Origin of the sequence: Persicobacter psychrovividus (assembly GCF_036492425.1) — a bacterium.
Classification (GTDB): Bacteria; Bacteroidota; Bacteroidia; order Cytophagales; family Cyclobacteriaceae; genus Persicobacter; species Persicobacter psychrovividus.
In genome coordinates, this window is the sequence record NZ_AP025292.1 from 2,462,711 (window position 1) to 2,479,822 (window position 17,112).

Annotated in this window: 12 protein-coding genes; 8 read left to right on the top strand and 4 right to left on the bottom strand. The window is 43.5% G+C overall.

Going from position 1 to position 17,112, the window contains the following annotated elements; all coding sequences use genetic code 11:
- Nucleotides 1–93: 93 nt before the first annotated feature.
- From AABK40_RS10540 to AABK40_RS10550, 3 genes are all read left to right on the top strand, one after another.
- The gene (locus tag AABK40_RS10540; protein ID WP_332919958.1) at nt 94–2,358 is read left to right on the top strand and encodes an aconitate hydratase; all 2,265 of its coding nucleotides are present in this window, start codon (nt 94–96) and stop codon (nt 2,356–2,358) included.
- A 177-nt stretch (nt 2,359–2,535) separates the two neighbouring features.
- Nucleotides 2,536–2,865, top strand: a complete 330-nt coding sequence (locus AABK40_RS10545; protein WP_338397011.1) for a hypothetical protein — start codon at nt 2,536–2,538, stop codon at nt 2,863–2,865.
- A gap of 168 nt (nt 2,866–3,033) precedes the next feature.
- Nucleotides 3,034–3,876, top strand: a complete 843-nt coding sequence (locus AABK40_RS10550; RefSeq protein ID WP_338397012.1) for a hypothetical protein — start codon at nt 3,034–3,036, stop codon at nt 3,874–3,876.
- Nucleotides 3,877–3,990: 114 nt separating this feature from the next.
- On the opposite strand, the gene AABK40_RS10555 is transcribed toward AABK40_RS10550, so the two are convergent.
- Nucleotides 3,991–6,591 carry a DUF5686 and carboxypeptidase regulatory-like domain-containing protein gene (locus tag AABK40_RS10555; protein WP_338397013.1) on the bottom strand — a complete coding sequence of 867 codons (2,601 nt, stop codon included), beginning with the start codon at nt 6,589–6,591 and terminating at the stop codon, nt 3,991–3,993.
- 142 nt (nt 6,592–6,733) lie between these two features.
- On the opposite strand from AABK40_RS10555, the gene AABK40_RS10560 reads away from it, so the two are divergent.
- Nucleotides 6,734–7,603 carry a SprT-like domain-containing protein gene (locus AABK40_RS10560; RefSeq protein ID WP_338397014.1) on the top strand — a complete coding sequence of 290 codons (870 nt, stop codon included), beginning with the start codon at nt 6,734–6,736 and terminating at the stop codon, nt 7,601–7,603.
- 11 nt (nt 7,604–7,614) lie between these two features.
- On the opposite strand, the gene AABK40_RS10565 is transcribed toward AABK40_RS10560, so the two are convergent.
- The gene (locus tag AABK40_RS10565) at nt 7,615–8,181 is read right to left on the bottom strand and encodes a hypothetical protein (protein ID WP_338397015.1); all 567 of its coding nucleotides are present in this window, start codon (nt 8,179–8,181) and stop codon (nt 7,615–7,617) included.
- 93 nt (nt 8,182–8,274) lie between these two features.
- On the opposite strand from AABK40_RS10565, the gene AABK40_RS10570 reads away from it, so the two are divergent.
- A complete protein-coding gene (locus AABK40_RS10570; RefSeq protein ID WP_338397016.1) occupies nt 8,275–8,853 on the top strand; it encodes a DUF3332 domain-containing protein in 579 nt (192 codons plus the stop codon).
- A gap of 101 nt (nt 8,854–8,954) precedes the next feature.
- Here the strand turns inward: AABK40_RS10570 and AABK40_RS10575 are convergent, their stop codons facing one another.
- Nucleotides 8,955–9,494, bottom strand: a complete 540-nt coding sequence (locus tag AABK40_RS10575; RefSeq protein ID WP_338397017.1) for a DUF2911 domain-containing protein — start codon at nt 9,492–9,494, stop codon at nt 8,955–8,957.
- A gap of 163 nt (nt 9,495–9,657) precedes the next feature.
- Here AABK40_RS10575 and AABK40_RS10580 point away from each other — a divergent pair, with 163 nt between their 5' ends.
- Nucleotides 9,658–10,152 (top strand): deoxycytidylate deaminase, encoded by a 495-nt coding sequence (locus AABK40_RS10580; protein ID WP_332919966.1) that lies wholly within the window; start codon nt 9,658–9,660, stop codon nt 10,150–10,152.
- 77 nt (nt 10,153–10,229) lie between these two features.
- Here AABK40_RS10580 and AABK40_RS10585 read toward each other — a convergent pair whose 3' ends face one another.
- Nucleotides 10,230–15,626 (bottom strand): BspA family leucine-rich repeat surface protein, encoded by a 5,397-nt coding sequence (locus AABK40_RS10585; RefSeq protein WP_338397018.1) that lies wholly within the window; start codon nt 15,624–15,626, stop codon nt 10,230–10,232.
- Nucleotides 15,627–15,779: 153 nt separating this feature from the next.
- Here AABK40_RS10585 and AABK40_RS23855 point away from each other — a divergent pair, with 153 nt between their 5' ends.
- Nucleotides 15,780–15,983, top strand: a complete 204-nt coding sequence (locus AABK40_RS23855) for a transposase (protein WP_421953289.1) — start codon at nt 15,780–15,782, stop codon at nt 15,981–15,983.
- The gene (locus AABK40_RS10590) at nt 15,956–16,837 is read left to right on the top strand and encodes an IS630 family transposase (protein WP_338397019.1); all 882 of its coding nucleotides are present in this window, start codon (nt 15,956–15,958) and stop codon (nt 16,835–16,837) included. The genes AABK40_RS23855 and AABK40_RS10590 overlap by 28 nt, the downstream gene beginning before the upstream one ends.
- Nucleotides 16,838–17,112: the final 275 nt, after the last annotated feature.

Here is a 17,112-nt window from a genome sequence, read left to right on the forward strand (position 1 = left end):
TGCCAAAAAAAATGCTTCATGGCAAATGCCGAAGCCACATTGCTTGACCCTTGTAAAACATCGCAATTAACTTTTCACCTAAAATCCATTTTTATGATTTTCGATTTAGATATGATCAAAGCCCTCTACGCTAAGTTCCCTGAGCGTGTAGATGCTGCAAAAAAACATATCGGAAAGCCGCTTACCCTTGCTGAAAAAATCCTTTACGCTCACCTTTGGGAAGGCAACGCTTCTCAGGCTTATGAGCGTGGATCTTCTTATGTTGACTTCGCGCCAGACCGCATCGCTTGTCAGGATGCCACCGCACAGATGGCCCTTTTGCAGTTCATGCAGGCAGGAAAATCACGTGTGGCTGTTCCTACAACCGTTCATTGCGATCACCTTATTCAGGCCAAAGTAGGCGCTGAAAAAGATTTGGCCAATGCAAAGTCACAAAGTTCAGAGGTATTTAACTTCCTGGAGTCAGTATCCAACAAATATGGTATCGGATTCTGGAAGCCTGGCGCGGGAATCATTCACCAGGTGGTTTTGGAAAACTACGCCTTCCCTGGCGGTATGATGATCGGAACCGACTCCCACACCGTAAATGCGGGTGGCCTTGGGATGGTCGCTATTGGTGTAGGTGGTGCTGATGCCGTGGATGTAATGGCAGGAATGCCCTGGGAGCTGAAATTCCCGAAACTGATCGGTGTAAAACTGACCGGTAAACTGAATGGCTGGACTGCCCCTAAGGATATTATCCTGAAAGTGGCGGGTATTCTGACTGTAAAAGGCGGAACCGGCTGTATCGTTGAGTATTTCGGCGAAGGTGCAAAATCCCTTTCAGCAACAGGAAAAGGAACAATCTGTAATATGGGAGCGGAAATTGGCGCAACCACTTCTACTTTTGGTTACGACGAATCTATCGAGCGTTATCTTGCAGCCACAGGCCGTAAGGACGTTGCAGATGCTGCCAACGAAATTAAAGAATATTTAACTGCTGACGAAGAAGTGTACGCTTCTCCTGAGCAGTATTTTGATCAGGTGATTGAGATTGACCTCGATACCCTTGAGCCACACCTTAATGGTCCGTTTACGCCAGACCGCGCAACGCCAATCTCGGAAATGAGCAAGGTGGCCAAAGAAAACGAATGGCCTTTGGATGTTGAGTGGGGACTGATCGGATCATGTACCAACTCTTCGTACGAAGATTTATCGCGCGCTTCTTCAATCGCCAAACAAGCGGTAGAAAAAGGTTTAGCCACGAAAGCTGAATTTGGGATCAACCCGGGTTCTGAGCAAGTGCGTTACACTGCCGAGCGTGATGGCTTGTTGGAAATTTTCGAAAACCTGGATGCTAAAATCTTCACCAATGCCTGCGGACCGTGTATCGGACAGTGGGCCCGTGCAGGTGCAGAGAATGGTGCCAAAAACACCATCATCCACTCTTTCAACAGAAACTTCTCCAAGCGTGCCGATGGCAACCCGAACACCCACGCTTTTGTAGGTTCCCCTGAAATGGTGGCGGCCATTGCTATTTCCGGCCGTCTGGATTTTAACCCGATCACAGATACCCTGACCAACGACAAAGGAGAGCAGGTTAAACTTGATGCCCCGGTAGGCGATGAATTGCCAACCAAAGGTTTTGCGGTAGAAGACAACGGCTACCAGGCTCCTGCAGACAATGGCGAAGGTGTTGAAGTTTCGGTAAGCCCAGACTCCAAACGTCTGCAATTACTGACGCCTTTCGAGCCTTACGATGGCAAAGAAATCAGCAACATGAAATTGTTGATCAAAGCACAAGGAAAATGTACAACAGACCACATCTCGATGGCGGGTCCTTGGTTACGTTTCCGTGGGCACCTCGACAATATCTCTGACAACTGCCTGATCGGTGCGGTAAATGCTTTCAATGAAGAAACCAACACCGTGAAAAGCCAGATCACAGGCGAATATGGCCCGGTACCTGCAACCGCACGTGCTTATAAAGCGGCTGGTATTCCGTCGATTGTAGTCGGTGATGAAAACTATGGTGAAGGATCTTCGCGTGAGCATGCGGCGATGGAGCCTCGTCATTTGGGTGTGAAGGTGGTATTGGTGAAATCTTTCGCCCGTATTCACGAGACCAACCTGAAAAAGCAAGGTATGCTTGGCCTGACGTTTGCCAACCCAGCGGACTACGACAAGATCAAGGAGGATGATACTTTCGAAACCCTTGACCTTACGGCATTTGCACCAAACAAGCCACTTACCCTGAAGGTAACTCATGCTGATGGATCGGTGGACGAAATTGTGGCCAACCACACTTACAATGAGAATCAGATCGAGTGGTTCAAATCTGGCTCGGCCCTGAACTTGATTAAACTTCAGAATGTTTAATACTGAATTTAAAGCATAAGATCATTAAAACGCCCACCAATTCGGTTGGGCGTTTTTTTATGTGTTGATTTTCATGCATTTAATCATCAATTAATCTGAAAAATGACCTCATTAATTTTGATATTCGTATATTAAAGTACCACATCAATCATTTTTTGTCCCCAAATACGATTTGTTATGGAAAGCTTTATATTAAACTCGATCGGATTATTGGTTATGGTGCTTGCTTTAGGGCTGCCCATCCTTTTTATTGGCACCATTGCGCTGGTGTCTATATTGTATTTTCAGTATCACGAACATCACCTCCACAATGTCATCCCCATGGTGATCATCAGCCAGGGCATTACCCTGCTACTGACCGCTGCACTTTACGCACTGGTTTTCAAGGACCTTCCGCTGTTGATCGGAAAAGTCATGATCCCTGCCACCATTATTGAAATCATCGTCATCCCGGCAACCCTGCTGTTTAAAGGATATGACATCAGTAAAATATTACCGAGTTATTAAGCGCGTGTTTTAAACACAATCGAAATTTCAGCCATCAAAATATTCCCAAAAGCCGAATTTTTTTCGGCTTTTTTTGTATGCTTGTTAAACCTTTTCTGCCACCGCGCATCAAAAGGCTCAATATTAACCATAAGCACACCACTGGTGCTGAAATATCGACCCATAATTATGAAAAAACACCTCCTATCACTCGCCATTTTATGGATAGCGGCCATGACCTTCACCGCCTGCCAGCAAACTGAAATGGCCAATCCTAAACCAGAAGAGGAAGAAGAAGAAGCATTGGCGCAAGACCTTGTAGAGGCACAAGACGAAGAAATTGTCGATCAATTTTTTGCTTCCATCGAAGATGCCGCAGAATACGAACTCATCAATGGCAATAACAGCAGAACTGCGCAGGCTTATGCTGTTGATACCGACGAAACCACAAATAGTATCATCATCGATTATCAGGATGGCTGGCAGAACGCCAACGGCGATATTCTTAAAGGAAAGCTGACCATCGTTTGGGAAGGCGACCGCCGATCAAGTGAACGATCGAAAACACTTTACCCAGAGGATTTCTATATCAATGGGTATAAAATTGAAGGAACACGCCAGACCATCTGGAATAAAGAGGCACAAAATTTCACGGTGCTGCTGGAAGATGCCATCATTACGGCTCCTGATGGTAGCGTAATGACACGTGATGCCTCATGGACGATCAATTTACAGCGCGACGAAACCACCAACGGGCGCTACCGATTTGGAACAGCAACAGGGACTTCACGATTTGACAGAACCTATCAGGTAACGATCAAAGAAGACGAAGCTCTTTTTTATGACAACAGTTGTAAACTTGGCCGATCACGTTTCCCCGTTTCAGGGATTAAAACCCGAACAGTTACTAAAGACGGTGTCGAACTCCGTACCAAAACCATCGATTTCGGTGATGGCAACTGTGACTACAAGGTGATGGTTACGATTGGGGAATATTCCATGGAAATCGACCTCAGACCTACCAATAGATAACAGGCCGACTGCTGATCTGCAACCAAATACCGAAGGCTAAACCGACGGCACAGGCTGCAGATCATCAGTCTCCTTTACACAAAATAAAGGTGGCCAACGAACCTTTTTCTTTCTTTAGAAAGACAGCCCAACCTTCATCCCCCAGCTGTCATACTGCCCTTTATTGAAGCCGACAACCGCTTCCACGGATAAGAGCATAAAGATCTGCCGTAACCCATAGCAAACTTCAAAATAATGATCGAGTGATGGGTTTTGCATATAATCCAGGCTGATATTTTCACTGATCAATGTTTTGTTCAGGATCGGTAACCGCTTCAAAAGCAAGCGCTGGGTATTGAAATTCAGGTGTGCCTCCACAGCATAATCATCCGTCCCGTTCAAATAATAAGGCAACAGTCGGAAACCATTTTGATGCTGCCCAACAATGAACTCAAACCGACGGGTATTGGGATAATAGAAATCCATCAAGCTCATTTTGTCATTGTTCAGGAATTTCGACCCCTTGACCATATAGGTCAGGCTCCCCAGAAAGCCCACCTCAAATTGCTGTTCAATGCTCAGGTCAGCAAAATCATAATTAATTTTGTCGGAAAAGCCTTTGCGGTAGTGCGCACCAATGGTGGGGTATTTGGACTTGACGTGCTTCTTGACGCCCTTTTTGGTAAAATAGTAGCGGTGTCGTGGCGTATATTTCAGCCCTACTGAAACAATATTCACCTGATGGTCGAAATTCAAATCTGCACCACCATCTTCCACCACGGGAATATTGGCCGTATATCGTTCATCACGACCACGCCAAAATACGGTCGAGGAAAAATTATCCAACACGTGCCGATCTTCAAAACGGTAACCGACATCCACCATCAGCCCATTTACAGGTTCATACTGATGCGTTAAGTGCAAGAAATTCTTTTCGTACAATTTCAGGTAATTATCCCCGAGAAAAAGGGAGGAGACGATATTTTCCAACACATGCATTCCCGTTGACGGGTTGTAATCCGAAGTCCACTTCCCTCCTTCAACCGAATAGCTCCCAAAATGCCTTGGGGCATAATGGTGCTCAAATTTCATTTTCAGCAATGGCGCCTTCCGAGCAAAAGTATAACCGCCTGCAATGCCTAATTCCCATTGCTCATGCTCCCTGGTTTCCTTACTGAAAGTCATTCCTGATGTCAGTTTAAAGCCGTCCACAGTATTGAACTGAAGGCTGTCCAGCAGGCCTGTGTAGCGAAGTATTGCACGATGATCTGGGTATTTATAGGTGTTGCCGAAAATAACATCACCAGCATGGAATTTCATTTCTGCCTGCTTGACCGAATCCTTATAGGCAGGGCTCGAGGTGACCGCCACGATGGAATCCTTTTCCGTAAAACTCTCTTGCTCCTTGATGGTCAGTGGCACCGGGCGGACGGTATTCCAGTAATCCCCAGAGCGCTGGCGTGCCAGGGAATCCACCTTCACCTGCGAACGAATCTCCAGGGGTGGCTCTGGCGCATTTTTCTTGGCTTCCTTCTTCACCAGCCGCTGAAGTTTTCGCATCTCCTTGTTCGACAGGTCATCTTTGGCCATCAGTTGCTGGATATTGCGCGTCCGTTCATTGATCGTCCCTATGGTATCCTCTGGAGAATCCACGAGTGTTTCTGCCACCTCTTTGGGCAACGCATGGGCTATCTGCGCCTGAATTTCGGTATCAGGCACCACAGTGTAATTGCTCAGGGAAGTCATATAATCAAAGACGAGCTCAACCCCCATCACCGAAATATCGCCATCCACTTTCAGCGACACGGGCATCCAAACACCATCATTCTGCGGCGCATAAAGTTGCTTCACGTGCACATCGCCAAAAGAGGTTGGCACCACTAGATTGGTGCTGTGAATAAACCAGGCATTCTCCACAATATAAATATAGCCCCGATAATATTGCTGCCCTTTTCGTTTTGGACTGAGTTTGATTTTATTGACCTGCATCCCGCGATCCTCAAAAGTCCCCTCATATTTGAAGCGGTAAAACTGAAAGGCATTACGGGAAAGTGGGGAAATCATGATGTCAGTTTTTTCATCATAAAGACTTGTGGTTACAAACTGCATCGGGTCCACCTGATCGTCGGCATCAGGAATGCTCGAGCGGTAGGAAATGACTTTCTGCTGATATTCCTGCGGTTGGCGATAATGAACATCCACCACCGATTCCATCACCAGTGGTTTATCGAGGAGCTTCTTTTCGTCCTCGTCATCCATCATCATTTTGAACATGCCTGGGATTTTCTTGACCGTTGCTCCCCCTTTTACATAGGCCCGCATATCATAAGACATCACCTGCTGACGGTAGAACTTCGCCAGCCCGATGGCCTTCCGCATAATATAATAGGCAGGATCTTCTGCATCGGAATTGATATTAACACCTGAAAGGGTAATGGCCTGTTCCTGCAATACAATGTTCAGTTGCTGATCCCCCTTCATTTCCACAGGAATAATATTGAGGGCATAGCCCATAGACTGAAATTGAACCTGATGCGATCCCTTGGCCAGGGAAAGCTCAAATTTCCCTTCACTATTAGAATAGGTTCCATTCTTTTCGCCAATAACCAGAATGGTTACATTGGGCAGTGCCTCGCCCTGGGCGTCGTTTACCTGACCCGTAAGCGTATATTGCTGGGCCGAAGCAGATAAAACCAGCGTAAAAAAAAAGAAGGTGAAAAGCAGGCGATAGGTCATAAAAGTATCAGGAAGTTATTTATTTTTGGGATGTGTCGAATGAATACTGACTTAAAATTACAATGACGTAAAATAGAACGATTTCAATACGTCTTCAACAATTTTTCAGACAATTAACGCATAAATTTATTCTCCATTTCCTATGAATGCCAAAGAGATCGAAAATCACCTTCGCCCTATGCTCCCGCCAGCCTCTGCAGGCCTTGTTGCTGACCTTTGGAAGAAAGACCCTTTTTCGATCAAAATCACCCGAAACAGGCTGAGTAAGTTTGGTGATTTCAGCTATAAACCTGCCCAGGGAGCCATGATCAGCCTGAATTCCACTTTAGAGCCCATGCAGTTCCTGCTCACCCTGATCCATGAAATTGCCCATTGGCACTGTTTTCGGAAATATGGCAGCAAACGGAAGAAAATTGCCCCGCACGGGATGGAATGGAAACGAACCTTCCAACAATTGATGGTCCCCTTTCTGAACCATGATCACTTTTCGGAAACGGCCCTGCCGCTGGTCAAAAACTATATGGAGAACCCCAAGGCAAGTTCCGCCCAAAACGCTCCCCTTTTCAAGGCGCTCAATCCTCATCAATCATCCCCTGAGAACATGAAGGAGGTGGGGCTTTTTGAAGTCGGTCAGTTGACCATAGGCGACTATTTTATTTATCGCAAACATGCCTACCGCCTCGACCGCCATTTGGACAAAAACACCCTTGCCCACAGGGTCACCGATCAGCGCAATTACAAGTTCAACAAAGGCGCTTTTGTCCAGCATATCAAGGAAGAAAAACAACGGGAGGCCTTTGAGCTTCTGGATCAACAGGCAAAAAACTTGCAAGCCGAAGCCTCCGCTGATCGTATTACCGTAGGCGAAATCCCGATCGGCTCGGATTTCCGCTATCAAAAAATCCGTTACCGCAAGCTGAAAGACAACCGTACGCGAAGTGTCGTTCAGCAGGTTGGAACATCGAATCACTTCACTTTTCCGATGGAGGCCGAAGTAGAAAAAATAGCCTGATCAGGGGCTCTTCAGCCCAGGCGCTTTCGTGCCAGGCCATCCACCGCCTGCAGCAGTAATTGTGGTGGGCTGGTGCGCCATTTGCTCATCTGCAGGTCCTGCCCACTGATTACATACTGACCGATCTGAAATTGGTCCATCTCCGCCAGCACATGTTCCCGAAAGTTCATCGCGACTATCCAGCCTTCTTCCACCTCCTCGAACCACTCTTCATAATAGGCGTCGTCAGAACCATGAAAATTCATCACATATTCACCGATCAGTAAAAATTTATTGATCCCTTCTGCCATCAGGCTTTCAAGGATATTCCTTTTCAGGCTCATGATGTCATTATTGATGGCGTCGTTCCACTCACCAATAAATTCCATAATCACTCCACCCCATTCGTAATTAACATACAGTATTTTAACAAAAAGCGTTTCTGATCCAATACTATCCCAGGCAGGGTCAATATAGTAGCCATAAATGGTCTCAGAATACAAATCAAAATTGTACTTTTTCTCGTAAAAGGGAGAAAGCATATCTTTTGTGCTGTCGTAAAATTGATACCAGCCAGCATAAGGCTCTAAATCATGCATAAAACTATCTATTTTTTACGTTTTTTTCTAAATTCACAGTAATAAGGCCACCGCTGTGGTGCACTATCATAAACACAACCAAAATTCACTCAAATGAAAAAACTATCCACTTACCTTATGGCATTTTTTATGCTGAGCGCAGGATTATTTCAAACCAGCTGTTACGGCCCTTTCAAGCTGACCGTAAAATTATGGAACTGGAATGGTCAGATTGGCGATAAATTTATCAATGCCTTGGTTTTTGTAGGCCTGAACATCATTCCTGTTTATGGCATCACCGCATTTTTGGATGCAGTCATTTTCAACTCTATTGAATTTTGGGGTGGCAACAATCCCATCACTATGGGACCTGATGAAACAGAACAACGAATTGTTCAAGGGGAAAATAGCACTTACGCCATCACGGCTTCCCAAAACCGCTTTGATATTGAAGTAATTGCAGGTGAACATAAGGGCGAAACGGGTGCTTTTGTTTTCTCGGCACAGGAAAAATCCTGGGCATGGGAAACAGAAAATTCTTCGGAGGTTTTGATTCAGATGTCGGGCGACGAAAATAATCCGATGATCAATATGCTTCCTCAATCAGCACACGCTTTCACGATGGATTACGCGCAATTGGAACGTGTAAAAGCAAAAGGATGGCAAGCTCCTGAACTTGTGATGAACAAATAACGTTATCAAGGTGTAAGTAATACAACTTATCACAATGACAATCGGTCATAAAAAAAGGTAGCCTCAAACGGAAGCTACCTTTTTTTGTGCCTAAAAAAGTCTTACCAGGCAAATTCCACGGGAATCACCACCTTGGTTTTATCCCAAATGATCAACCAGTTGGCTTTGCCATCCTCTTTGTTTTCAAACTCCATGGTAAAAGGCTCATACACCTGATCGAGCTGTTCTACCTTAGCCGTAACCCGAAGGACATCATTGTTTTCGTTATAATCATAAGCGCCCCATTGCCCAAGGTCATTATTAAAAATGATGGTCCATTCTTTTTCATTAGGCACAGTAAACACCGAATAGGTGCCCGCTTTAAGGATTTTTCCGCCAACACGCACATCCCCCGTAAGGGTGATTTCTGTAGCTTCATTGGCTCCCGTCCTCCAGACTTTACCATAAGGCACCAGCGTGCCAAACAGTTCCCGGCCGCGTTTATTTGGCCTTCCGTAAGTGATCTTCACATAGCTGTCATGATTTTTCATGGTCACCGCCGCCAAGGGACTCACTCGAGGCTTTAGGGCCTGTTGCGCCTGTACCTGAAAGGCTATCGTGCATAAAATCACCATTAAGCTCGCTAATATAATTTTTTTCATCTCCGTTTAGTTTGATTTTAAGTGTGGGCAGATTTATTTTGAGTCAAAATAATACTTGACGGAAATTAAGAAGACCTTTTCAGTCCCGCAAATGAATTCGTGCTGATAAAGCGATATTTTTTATGAGTGGTTAATTTCTGTCCTCCTACGAAATATAAAAACCATGAGCAGACCGAATTTTGACGATATTTACATGGAGCTCGCGCTGAATATCGCACGACGATCCCACTGTATCAAGAAGCATGTTGGTGCAGTATTGGCCAAAGACACCCGAATTATTTCCATCGGTTATAATGGGCCTCCAGCAGGCACACACAACTGTGATGAAGAATACCCAACAACAGGATGCGCAAGTGATTCCAAGGGAAGTTGTTCATTGGCCATCCATGCCGAACAAAACGCAATTCTGTATGCGGTAAAAAATAAAACAGACGTTGAAGGCAGTACGCTCTACGTTACCCTTGCCCCTTGTTTGGCCTGCGCGCGCATCATTTACAGCTCTGGCATCAAGGAGGTGTATTATTACAAATCATATGCTGAATACAAAGGACTGCCTTCAGATGAAGGCGTGGATTTCCTGCGTAAGTTTGGCGTGAAAGTCGAAAAATACACCACCCAACGATTTGAAGATAAAGAACGATTGGATTCGTTGATTTAAATACTACAACAAACGAAACAGGCTACCCAAATTGGATAGCCTGTTTTTGTTTTATGCGGAATTTTGGTGCACTCACCTTATTCTTTCAATAATTTCTCGATGACCTGTCCGTCCAACATCACCTGGTACAAACCTGTTCCCAATGGACTGACATCAACCGTTGAGGCGTTTGGCGCAACCACTGTTTTCAAAACAATGCGTCCCATGGCATCAACGAACTGAACCGTTGCCTGCTTGCTCAGCCCTGCGAAATGAAGGTGCTCTTGAACAGGGTTTGGATAAACATGAATGCCCACCTGCTGATCATTCGACAAAATACGGGTAAAGATCGCCGTGATTTCATGGTCTGCGTCCACGGCCTCGAAGGTGTAGGTTTCTACCGCACCAACGGATTTGCCATCGACTAAGACGTCTTCGATGCCTCCATTTTCAACAGGAGTAATGGTAAAGGTTTGACTCTCTCCATAACTCAGGTTAGTGGTTTCAGGAGAGATCGTTCCAAAACGAGCTTGTGTTACCATAAGGGTATAAATAGCAGGTTCTACTACGGCTTCCACTTTTAAATAACTTTTTTGCACATTCTTCAAGACAAAGGTGGTTGATGTTTCATCTTGAATAGATCCAACAACATCACGAAGAATCCAATGTTTCAATTGATAGCCAGGGTCAAGGGTAAGGGTAAAAGATTGATCACTCCCATGGGTTACATCAACTACTTCTGGACTAATCGTTGCCCCTTCATTCACTGTCGCAGTTACCTGATAGGTTCTCAACTTGAAAGCAACCTCTACCTTAACCGCTGCCTGAACGTTTGCGACAACAAACGAACCTTGCTCACCTACAAAAATCGGTTCTCCATTAACTGTCACCTGATCTACCACATAATTTTCATTAGGAACGGCTTTTAGCGAAATACTCCCGCCTTTTCTCACCAAGTAATCATTGCCTTCCACGCTTCCATTTCCATCGGTGCTAACATTTACAGCCAATAAATTACGCTGAAAAAATGGCCGCTTTTGGTTACCCTCAATACCGATTGCCCACAAGGCATCAAAATCCCAACTCTTGAAATTTGAAGAAGTTGCAAAATCAGCAGTAGCCAAGCCTGCATTTTCACTCGAACCGGCAGAAGATGTTTTACCTGTCACCTCTTTGTCCCAGTACACATTCTCTACCAATAAACCGACCGTCTCGACGCCTATCACACCGCCGACATTCGAACCGCTGGCATTTATTTTTCCCGCAGCATAAACATGAGCTGTACGTCCGGTGTTATTTTGCGCTACGATCCCACCGACATTCGAACCACCATTTACTTCTGCCAAACTATAACTATTCACAATATTGGCTCCCATGGCATCTCCGACCAAACCACCAACATATTCAGTGCCTTCAACCTTTCCTTTTATGGCTATATTCCGGATATCAGTATCGTATCCACCCAAGCCAAATATATAGTTGGCATACCCAACAGCACCACCAACTGAATTAGCCCCTTTCACATTCACCTGAAGATCAGCCGTAGCTACTTTACTATTGGATAGGAAACCTACTATTGCTCCTGTATAATCTACTCCCTCAACGTCTCCCTGAATATGAATATTCTCTATTTGTGAGTTTCGGGCAGAAGCGATCAGACCGACTTTCTCTTTACCTGCAATCGAAAGGTCTGTCAATGTTACATTCTTGATGGTGGCGCCATCCACCTTTCCAAAGAACCCAATATCATCATGCTGATTATCATTTATTCGCAAACTGAAAATATCGTTGGATTGACCATCAAATACCCCTGTAAAGGCTGTTGTGGTATTTCCAATTGGCATAAGGCCCAAACCGTCATTCCATTGTTGAGTTTCTATGGCATCAATAATATTCGTTACCTTATAGTATTTACCTGCCCAGCGTTCTTCATCGGTCATACCACCCGAAATACCTTCAGACAGCCAACGGAGTTCTGCCAGATTCGAAATCAAATAGGGAGTTCCTTCCGTACCATCACCCTGCGGTTTGACCGCTGCGGTCTCCTGATCAAAATCACAGCTTCTTCCGCCATCCCTTAGATCCCAGCCTTTAGCGGCTAATTTTTCATGAGCTTCAAATGCCTCAACAGAACAATAAGCCAAATCAACTTCTAACACCACACCTGCAGGTAGTTGTTGTTCACTCCAAGAGATCAACATTCGCTCATAGTCTTCATCGGTCAATGAGGTATTTTGAATAAAACGAGAAGCCGACTCCAAACTCGACAACTCCCATGTACTTAAATCGCCATTAAAAGGGTAAGCATCATAAAACATATATTGCATATACCGCACACTACTAACATCCCAAGAGGAAACATCTCCATTGAATAATCTGGCTCCCTCAAACATAGAGTTCATATTCGTCACATTACTCACATCCCAGGAAGAAACATCACTATCAAAGGCATAGGCATGCCCAAACAAAGCATTCATATCCGTTACATGTCTCACATCCCAGGAAGAAACATCACTATCAAAGATATAGGCACTGCGAAACATTGAGTTCATATCCGTTACCTGACTCACATCCCAAGAGGAAACATCTCCATTAAAAGAGCGAGCAGCACGAAACATTGAACTCATATTCGTCACATTACTCACATCCCAAGAGGAGATATCACTGTTGAATGAACGGGCATCATAAAACATAGCATTCATATCCGTTACATGACCAACATTCCAAGAGGAGATATCACCGTCAAAAGATGTTGCCTGCTCAAACATACTATTCATTTTTGTTACCTGACTCACATCCCAGGCATTCAAATTTTGATTAAATACCGTGGCTCGATCGAACATCCGCTCCATATCCGTTACCTTGCTCACATCCCAACCTCCAATATTTTGATTAAATTGACTATTGAGTGAAAACATATTTCCCATGCTCGTCACCTGACTCACATCCCAACGACTAAGGTCTCCATTAAAAGGACAGTCTGAAAACAGTCCTCCCATATGAGTCACATTACTCACGTCCCAATCACTGATATTGCCCGTAAAAGATCTTGCCCCCCTAAAAGTCCAAATCATCAATTCGACATTACTCACGTCCCAGGCATTCAGGTCTGCATTAAACAGCCCTGCTTCCCTGAATGTATTTCTCATGGTGGTTACATGCGTCAAATCCGGAACAGCGTCAGTATTATAGATAAAGTTTCCGGCACCATAAAAAAGATTAGCTAAACTATACCATTGATTATTTCCCCAGGAGTCCAAACTGATGACTTTTTCAGCATTTTCCGAATCACTGGAATTTAACCATTCTCCAAAACCCGAAAACGTCATTTGTGGTAATTTCCCACTAATACTTACTTGGTATTCCCCCGCCGATTCATATGTATGATCAATTGTTTCGATAGCATCACTTCCTCCCGTCGTAATATTCCCATCTCCCCAATCAATCGTGTAATCACTCGCTCCCGATTCATTAACATTCCCATGGATTTTTACATAAAAGTCTTTGCTATCTTCTGGGATTTTAACGGTAACTATAAAATCATCCGCATTGCCCACGACAGCTTTCAATCGATGGTCAGCCTGAATATTTTCAATGGTAAAACTGTTGCCTTGAACGGACTGACGAACCCCATTCACCGACCAATAAAGCACCGATTTACCTTCAGGGACATTGACCGTGAAAGTATAAGAATCGCCTGGAGTAAGAGTCACTTGATCTTCAAAAATTGTCGCTCCTCCAGTGGCCGATGCCCAAATCTGATAATCATATTTGGCATAAAGGGTCATGTTTTCCACTGCCTGATCTTTCATAAAATCCCATGCGAAATCCAATGTCTGTCCGCCATCATTACTTGTTGCCCAACCTACACAAGGCTGTCCGTCTTTTTCAGGAACAACCTGAGGTACCCTTACCAACTGATCCTTTTGGCCAGCATATTGATCAACCAAGGAAGCTGGATTACCGCCAAGGGTATTGAACCTCACCAATGCACTACAGTTTTGTGTACTTTCAGTGATTGTCCAGCCTTTCTCACTGATAAGCTTTTCACGTAAGGCATAATCTGCTTCATTACAGTAATAGGCCGGTGCTCTAAACACCACATTGGATTGTAGCGGTAATTGAGACCAGGCATAAAGCAATTCATCGTAATTCCCCGCAGCAAAGTTATTTGTCCAAGAAAACATCCCCTCCATACTCTCCACTTTGCTCACATCCCAACTACTCAAATCGCTATTGAAACTGATCGCAGAATAAAACATGCGAGACATATCAGTCACATTACTTACATCCCAGCTACTCAAATCACTATTGAAACTCATGGCATAATCAAACATTTGAGACATATTCGTTACATTACCGACATCCCAAGAACTCAAATCACTATTGAAACTCGAAGCAGAATTAAACATCTGATACATATTCGTTACATTACCGACGTCCCAACTACTCAAATCACTGTTGAAACTCGGAGCAACAGAAAACATCTGATACATACTTGTCACATTACCGACGTCCCAACTACTCAAATCACTGTTAAAGTTCCGAGCCCAACAAAACATAGCGGACATATTTGTAACACTACTGACATCCCAAGAACTCAAGTCACCATTGAAACTGTCGGCACTTCTAAACATCTGATACACACTTGTCACATTTCCAACATCCCAAGAACTCAAATCACCATTGAAACTGTTGGCGCCAAAGAACATAGATGACATTCTTGTCACATTTCCAACATCCCAATTACTTAAATCACCATTGAAATTAATCGCTCTACTAAACAGCAGTGACATGTTCTTTACATTGCTTACGTCCCAATTACTTAAATCATCATTGAAAATAGTTGCCTCACAAAACATATAAGACATATCTGCTACGTTACCTACATCCCAATCACTTAAATCACCATTGAAGCTGTTGGCGCCAAAGAACATAGATGACATATCCGTTACATTACTAACATCCCAACTATTCAGATCACCATTGAAACTCTTGGCACCACGAAACATATATCTCATGTCACTTACCAGAGAAAAGTCAGGGACATCAGTATTTCTCCCCTGTATATTCCTTGCAAAATTAAACATGAAACTTGCACTGTACCATTGATTTGTTCCCCAAGCGTCTAAAAACAAAACCTTTGCTGCATTATTTTTTCTCACTTCTGATGCTTGCCCAAAAAATACTGAAAAAGTAATATGAGGCAACTTCCCACTCATACTCACTTGATACTCCCCTGCTTCAGCATAGGTATGACTTACCTCTTCCTCTGAACTGCTTCCTCCTTTGGTCGTATTACCGTCCCCCCAATCAATGGTATAATCACTGGCACCTGAGCCATTGACATCCCCTTTGATTCTCACAAAAAAATCCTTGCTGTCTTCGGGAATATTGACAGTAATGATAAAAGGGCGCTCTTCTTCGGCACAGGCGTGCCATGGCGCCACCATTTGGAGCCCCAACAGGCTCAATAGTAGAAATAAAAATCTCATATAGGTTGAGTTAAATTAAAATATTATAAGTAAAAATAAATATTATTTTACTGAATGAATGCTTGATATTGATTTTTATTCTCAATAATTATAGATCACGAAGAAACTTTCCGCCCAAATTTGTTATAGCTCTACAACCAGTAGTAAAAAACGATGAAAAAGCTTGAAGACATCCATTTATTGAACAATTGGCTCGATGATAACAAGAAGTACTCTGAAGAATTCCGTGCATTATGCCTCAAACTGATTGACGAGTATGATGGAAATATTTCACACGTAGCCCAAGTTACTCATGTCTCAGAGAGTAGTTTGAAAAGCTGGAGGAGAGCATGGCTCGAAAAAAAACGGACGTCCTGACAAGTCATCAAGGTAAAAATGGTGGACGAGAATCCAAGCTGAGTGAAGAGCAGCTCACTAAAATGAAAACTGAACTTCATCAAATCGACTTTTGGTCAAACTCGGATGTGCGAGCCTATTTAGAAGAAGAGTTTAATGTCCAGTATTGTAAACGCTCCGTTGTCAATTTATTGAGGGGATTTGGGATGTATTATTACAAACCAAGCCCTATAGATATACACCGACCAAAGAATGCTGATAATATATTGAAAATGCGTTTAAATGGCTTAAAACAGCAGTTGGAGCTCGATAATGTTAAATTTGAGAATTGTAGCTTCGGCTTTTGCGATGAAACCTCATATCAAAATTATCACAATTCATCACGGCTATGGAGCTTTTTTAAAAAACGGAAAGAGGTAAACTCTAAAAGAAACAGACTTAGTACTTTTGGTTTTTATGCCATGAAAGGCAATAGTGTTTATTGTGAGCTTGAAAATGCCAAGTCAGATCGGTTTGTTGACGCTTTAAAGGAGGTGAAAAACGCTAACTCTGAGGCGGAAGCAATTATTGTATTGTGGGATAATTTTTCATCTCACAAATCGCAGGCAGTAAAAGAATATGCTCGAGAGAATAATATTTACTTAGTTTACCTACCTCCATACTCACCTGATCTTAACCCGATTGAGCAGTTATGGAAGCAAATAAAAAGGAGCTTAAGCCAACAAGGTATCATTAAAAGCAAAGATGTTTTGAGCGAATTTATTCAAGAACAATGGAGTGAGCTTGCCTCAAAATTATCAACTGGAATTAGATGGTTTAAAGAATATATTGACCCACTATTCCCGTCGGTGCAATTGGGAAAGACAGAAAGTTGATTCCATGTCTATACATCAATCAACCTATAGCGACCCAAGCACTTAACCGAATATAAAGGAATTAAACAAAAAAATACAAGCCTGAATTGAACTTGGATCTCCCTCTCTTATCATCAAGAGATAATATTGATGCATTTATCTTATTTTATTTTCATTTAATATCAATCAATAATATTCAAACCTGACTGAATCCATTGATTTAAAAACCGTCGCAAACAAAACAGGCTACCCCAAAAAGGATAGCCTGTTCCTATTTTATGCGGGATCTTGGTGCG